Source organism: Bacillus cereus group sp. MG4 (assembly GCF_040460055.1).
In the GTDB taxonomy this organism is placed as follows: Bacteria; Bacillota; Bacilli; order Bacillales; family Bacillaceae_G; genus Bacillus_A; species Bacillus_A wiedmannii.
In genome coordinates, this window is record NZ_JARVGZ010000006.1 from 1 (window position 1) to 6,504 (window position 6,504).

Below are 6,504 nucleotides of genomic sequence, written 5' to 3' on the forward strand. Positions count from 1 at the left end.
AAATATATCTTAAGGAGATTTTAAAAATGGTGAAAGAACAAATTAAATTATATGTTTCTGAAGAAGAAAAAGGACGTTTAGAGGTGTTAGCTAAAATGAACAGTACAAGCGTTTCGAACTATGTCAGAATGAGGGCATTAGGTGTTCGGATTAGACCTCCTAAAGAGATTCCCATAATTGTTGAAAAGGACAGTGTAGAAGAAGAGGATAAATTGGTGTTACAAGAATTGCTTGAACGGACACAAGGAAAGAAAGATTTTATCACGCTAGATAGAGAGTTTAATATGCGATTGATTGCGGTCGCAAAACGATTACTGGAGTAGAGAAGGATGTAGAGATAAGTGTCAACGGTACCGGACCGAACCCGAAAGGGGCGGGAGGATAAGGAGTGGACACGTGCATCGGATAGTCCACCCTCTTGGCAGTTTCTCCAAACATTTTGTTTGGGGAACGCCTACCGGCGAGGGAGCCTCCCAGGATTGGGAGGTTGGTGGGTGGATGTTTGTATTGCGATCCAAGGGGCATCCCTTGGTCGGCGTTTGGGGGCGAAACCCCAAGGTCTTTGTTGCGCTGTGGCGTAACTTGGCGAAGCCAAAGAGCCTCGCAGAGCCTTTTCATTGTGTATGCGTAACGGAGTGAAGTGTCACAATACAGAAAAGGTTACTTTGCAAAAGTAACAAAGCTTTTGGTATAGTGATAGTAAGGAGTTGAGTGGGTATGAGCATGTCGGTTTCTCTCAAAAAAGCAACGAATAAAACCAATATTAAACACAACAATAGGGTGATGAACGAGAAGGAAAAGGAGCGAAATTCGCATATTAATCAATCTCGTTCTCATGAAAATAAATATCTTGTTCAGAAAGATATAAAGGAATTGTACCAAGGAGAATTTGGAGAAGTGTTGGAGAAATATAATGCCAAACAAAAACGGAATGATCGAAAAATTGATGATTATTACAAACACATTCAATCTAGTAAAAAAACTTCACTTCAGCAAGAAATGATTGTGCAAATTGGTGACATGAAAGATTTTAATTACCGTGCTGATTATGAAAAAGCGAATGAAATTTTATTGGAGTGGTTCAAGGATTTCGAAAAGAGAAATCCTAATTTGAAAGTGTATAATGCGGTGATTCATAATGATGAGGCAAGTCCTCATATGCACGTAAATTTTGTGCCTGTGGCGAGTGGCTATAAGCGAGGACTTGAAAAGCAAGTATCGTTTGACCGAGCTATTATGCAACAAGATGTAACACTAGATAAAACGCGTCCTTTTGATGATTGGAGAGAAAAAGAAGTTCAGTCGTTAGAAAAAATATTACAAGAGCATGGTATTGAACGAAAATTAGTTGGTACAAATGAGTATAAAGATGTGAATGAGTACAAAGAGAAAAAAGATTTAGAAAGAGAAATTCAATGGCTAGAAAAAGAAATGGCTAAAAAGAAAGATGAACTTGTAAAAGTCAGTGAGCATGTTCCTGAAAAGAAAATGAATCTAAGAAGCAAAAAGAAAGAGATTAAGACTGAGGTAAAGCCAAAATTTATTGGGAAACCAGAAATTATTGAAAAAGAAACAGGGAATTATGTTTATACACCAAAACAAATTACCTATCTGGAAGATTTGGTAAGTGCAGCTGTCACTGTAAAAAAAGATTATGAGCGTTTGCAGACAACAGATCTCGTTCAGGAAAATGAAAATTTTCGTGAAGAAGTTTATCAAAAAACGAAAGAAAATGAACAGTTAAAAAAGGAATTGGTGTCAGCTACGCTTGAAATTGGTTCGTTAAAGGGCGATATACACTATTTAAAGGCTCATATAAGAGATTTGCAGACGAATATAAGGGTTTTATACGAAAATACGAAAAAAGTCTTTAAAGAGCAATTTAAGGCGTTTAGAGGGCTTATTAAGAATGAATTGGATATGAAGGGCGTAGACAATCAATTTGAACGTGAGCATGAACGTGAAAATAAGAGGGCAGTGAGTAAAAATCGTGGGTATGACATGGAACGTTGAAAAGCAAACACCTGATATCGACATGCTGTTGTATGTCAATATCAGGTGTTTGTGCTTGTTGTGACGATGAGAATAGTTTGCCCTCATAACTAAAAACAATCGAACACTTTCAGAAAAAGAATCGACTTGAACGATCACCTTTTGTTTTATGCCATAGCAAGTGAATGACAAGATATGGCATAAGTCATTGTATCGCATAAAACGTAAAGTTTGTATAGAAAATGATATACAAGCTGGATACGTAGTCAGTCATTCGTTTTAAGACACCCAGCGTCATTCCTGATGGCTTTAAAAACAGAAGTAATACAAAAAGACATAATAAGATTGAAACTCATCATACAGGACGATAGGGGTGTTAAAAGCTTTTTTGTGTTTAATCGAGAACTTTAAGTGAGTGGGGATTAGGAATTTGTATATGGGAATCAAGGGACGAGTCCCTTGTAGGTTCGGACAATGCCCGAGGTTTTGCTGTAGAGTTGGTTTGTAAGTTTTGAAACAGGAGTGAAAAATGAATGGGAAAGAGAAAAAATGCACAATTTCGACGTGATACATGGATAAAGTTGTTAGTTTTAGAGAGAAGTGAGGATGAATTTGAATCTGAGTATGCAAGGGTCATTGGGACGTTGGTGCGTTATCGAATCGAAAAAGAGTTAACGCAAAGTGAGTTGGCAGAAAGAAGTGGATTATCTGTTACTACGATTTCGAACATAGAAAGTTTACATAGTGTTCCCTCTTTGAAAAATTATTTGAAATATGTACGAGGTTTGGATGTGGAATTTGGGTTTAGAAAAAGGGGCTAAAAAAACTTCGATTTTTGGGGTTGTTTTTCGACCGGTTTTTGGTCGTTTTTGAGAGCAAATTTGGCCTGTTTTTTGGGGCCAAATTTCTATTTTAATACAAGGGTAACTATTTCCGCACGGAAATCGGTGCCTTTGTATGCTTTCGGGCCTTGTGGCTGTAGGGTTTGGACGAAAAAAGACTTGCATAGCCTAGCATAGTGATTTATTATTTTAATTGTCGAGAAAAAAATAATAAAATCACATGAGAGGAGCAAGTCTCTTTCAAAGGGTTTTGTGTACCCTTTTTTATTATTCAACTGGGACTAATATATCAAATATGACAAATAAAAATCAAGGTGAAATTGTTGGTAAGTATCAACCGAAGAAGAAGCAAAATTTGAAAATCTATAAATTTATAGAAAATAAATTGAGTGAGGGTGGGCGTGAATTGTTTAAAGATTGTAGTACGTTCAATCAATTCATTTCAACTCGTAATAAAGAGAAAAGTAAGTTAATAGCTTCAAATCCTTGTAAAAATCGATTTTGTCCGATTTGTGCTTGGAGAAAAGCGTGTAAAGATGCGATGAAGATTGCGACGATGATGGAAGCTGTCAAAAATGAGGAAAAGAAAGAGTTTTTGTTTCTTACTTTGACTACACCAAATATTAAAGCTGATATGGTGAGAAGTGAGATTGATAGATTTAATAAAGCTTTTAATAAATTATTTAAACGACGAAATGTAGGACGGTCTATCAAAGGGTATATTCGGAAATTAGAAATGACATATAACAAAGAGCGTGATGATTACAATCCGCATTTTCATGTTTTGCTTTGTGTGAACAAATCTTATTTTACAGATGCCAAATCTTATATTTCACAAAAAGAATGGTTATCGATGTGGAGAGAAGCGACGGATCTAATAGAGATAACACAAGTACATATTCAGAAAGTGGAATTAATTCGAGAAGGAAATGCAGTTGCGGAGGTTGCAAAGTATTCGGCAAAAGATTATGAAATGTTAAGTAGTCAAGACGTGTTTGATGTGTTTTATTCTGGATTAAAAGGGCGTCAACTTATTGTGTATAGTGGTATGTTTAAAGATTATGCTTTGAAATACGAAAATGGTGAATTGGACAAGTATAAGAACAAAGATAAGAACGAGTACTTTTATAAAATTATTGCGAAATGGAATTCTGATTTGTTGAAGTTTCATCAGGAGTATGTAGAGTTAACAGAAGAGGAAAAGTTGCAATATAACGGTAGTTTACAAGAAGAAGTGGAAGTAGAAAATTGATAATGAGGAAGCATCTATTTGTAAGAAATGGATGCCTTTTTTTGTATAATTCATTTTATTAACTATTAATTTTATTGATAATTTCTTTTATTTGGTTAACAAAACCAATTCTACTTTTTAAATATATCTAATTTTGGTTTGAATAACCAGACTTGTTTATTCTTCCATTGAGATATAAGGTTGTTAAGGTATAAAAAAATAAAAGTTTTTGGAGGAATTATACATGTTATATATTAAATCTAAATTTAAAAAAATCATTCCAGCAACAATGGCATTCGCAGCACTTTTAACAGTTGCTCCTTTATCTTCTTTTGCAGCTGAAATAGAAACACCTGTAAAAAATAATGTGGTGAATTTCCCACAAACAAATGTTCAAGCGACTGACTTAAATCAATTAGTTTCTTTGGATGATGATGGTGAAGTGACAGCTCAAGGTTGGAAAAAACAAGGCTTAATTTATGGATTGAAATGGGGAGGAGAAGCTTTAGAAAGTCTTCTTGGATATCTTGGGAAAGCATCTTATAAAAATGCTGTAAAAGAAAACCGTTTATCAATTGCTCATTATTTAGAGTATACAGAGAATGTAGCTAAAAGAGGTTTGAAAAACTATTTAATTGATGAATGTGGCATTTCAGCTTCTACAGCAGATGTAGTAGCTGAGGGGATTTTATTTGTTATTTTATAATAAGTGGAGGTAGTTAGAATTGGGACAAAATGAATATGAGTTTTTAAAATATAAGATTGAAATTTTACACAAGATGGTAGATATGGATGCTAATCCTTTGTATGATTATATACTAGATTATGATATTAGTAGGGAACAACATACATTTTTTATTAATGTATTAACGGCTTTATCTGTAAGAAGTACAGAAAAAACGCATGATAGTGATAAGTATATGGATGCCCATAAAGATTCTATGATCTCAAAATACTCTCATCTTGATATTCCGGATTTAGAAAGTCTATTTTTAGATAATAAACCTTCTTTTAAAGAGTTTGAAACTTTAATTTCAAAGGTTTTACCAAAAGAAGTAAATCCTTTAAGTTTATTAAAACGTACTAAGCAACAAAAAATATATGTAGAACTTTGTGAATATTTAATTGCAGATTCAGAAAAACAAGACGCTTAAAGCGCCTTGTTTTTCTGTGTAATGGGGAGAATAAACGAATGAAAAAATGGATGATGGTAGTTGTATTGTTATTTGGAGCATGTGGTGGAAATGTAACGTCTTTTGCGAGCGAGTTAGTAAAGAAAAATGAGTATTTAATTCTGTTTCAAGATAATGTTGATAAGAGTTTGATTGAACAACAAGGTGGAGAAGTAAAAGAGGTGTATTCTCATTTACCCATTGTAAAAGCGGAATTTTCTTATGATCCAAGTGATAATTTGAAACAGTATGCTGAAATTGTGGAAGTAGAAGAAGATGGAAATGTAAAAGCAAATGGAACAGAAGATTCTTTACATAATGGGATGTTTAATGTGTTACATACGAAAGAAAAAGGAGTTTCTCCCTTAACGGGAAAAGGAACTTCTGTTGCGATTTTAGATACTGGGATAGATCGAGAGCATCCAGATGTAAAGATAAAAGATGGGATTTCATTTGTTGAGAATGCTTCAGATTTTGATGATGATAATGGGCATGGAACACATTTAGCAGGGATTATTGGGGCGCAAAAAAATAATATGGGTATGACAGGGATTGCACCCGATACGGATTTATATGCAGTAAAAGTGTTAGATAAATACGCCAATGGAAAATACAGTACGGTTGTAAAGGGAATAGATTGGGCGATTGAACATAAGGCGAATATTATTTTAATGAGTCTAGGTGGAAAGAAAGAATCTGTATTTTTTGAAGAAGCTATGAATAAGGCGTATGAGAAAGGGATCTTACTTGTTGCATCCGCAGGGAATGAAGGATATAAAGAAGGGAATTCGATTACCTATCCAGCTAAATTTGATTCTGTAATGGCGGTTGGAGCGTTGGATAATAAAAATCAACGGGGGTTTTTATCTAGTAAAGGGGAACAGTTAGAATTAATGGCTCCAGGCGTTGATATATGGAGTACATGGAATAACGGTGATTATAAGCTAGATAGTGGAACTTCAATGGCAGCGGCCCATGTAGTGGGTGTAGCATCTTTGTTATTAGAAAATGATAGAATGATGTCTAACCAAAAATTAAGAGCGTTATTAAAGAAATCGGCAATTCCTTTGGGGAATCCACTTGAATATGGAAATGGGAAAGTGAATGTAAGTCGTGCTTTGCAAATCATGAACCAAAAATAAAAGAGAGTCAACTTTTACAGTTGGCTCTCTTTTTGTATATTTTCAGGGTATTCAAAAGGGTGAAAAAAGGACTATATATTTAAAATAGAAAAGGGGACTTTAAAGGGATATAATAAAGGGGTGAA

Annotated in this window: 7 protein-coding genes; all 7 read left to right on the forward strand. The window is 34.5% G+C overall.

Going from position 1 to position 6,504, the window contains the following annotated elements; all coding sequences use genetic code 11:
• Window positions 1–323 (forward strand): plasmid mobilization protein (locus QCI41_RS30500; RefSeq protein ID WP_353839263.1); only part of this gene is annotated, 323 nt, incomplete at its 5' end.
• A gap of 394 nt (window positions 324–717) precedes the next feature.
• A complete protein-coding gene (locus QCI41_RS30505) occupies window positions 718–2,013 on the forward strand; it encodes a plasmid recombination protein (protein WP_353839126.1) in 1,296 nt (431 codons plus the stop codon).
• Between the two features lie 512 nt (window positions 2,014–2,525).
• Window positions 2,526–2,813, forward strand: coding sequence for a helix-turn-helix domain-containing protein (locus tag QCI41_RS30510; RefSeq protein WP_353839120.1), 288 nt, complete (start codon window positions 2,526–2,528; stop codon window positions 2,811–2,813).
• A 316-nt stretch (window positions 2,814–3,129) separates the two neighbouring features.
• The gene (locus tag QCI41_RS30515; protein WP_353839122.1) at window positions 3,130–4,086 is read left to right on the forward strand and encodes a protein rep; all 957 of its coding nucleotides are present in this window, start codon (window positions 3,130–3,132) and stop codon (window positions 4,084–4,086) included.
• Between the two features lie 223 nt (window positions 4,087–4,309).
• Window positions 4,310–4,771 carry a hypothetical protein gene (locus QCI41_RS30520; RefSeq protein ID WP_233937190.1) on the forward strand — a complete coding sequence of 154 codons (462 nt, stop codon included), beginning with the start codon at window positions 4,310–4,312 and terminating at the stop codon, window positions 4,769–4,771.
• A gap of 19 nt (window positions 4,772–4,790) precedes the next feature.
• Window positions 4,791–5,219, forward strand: coding sequence for a hypothetical protein (locus QCI41_RS30525; protein ID WP_233937189.1), 429 nt, complete (start codon window positions 4,791–4,793; stop codon window positions 5,217–5,219).
• 38 nt (window positions 5,220–5,257) lie between these two features.
• Window positions 5,258–6,379 (forward strand): S8 family peptidase, encoded by a 1,122-nt coding sequence (locus QCI41_RS30530; RefSeq protein WP_353839123.1) that lies wholly within the window; start codon window positions 5,258–5,260, stop codon window positions 6,377–6,379.
• Window positions 6,380–6,504: the final 125 nt, after the last annotated feature.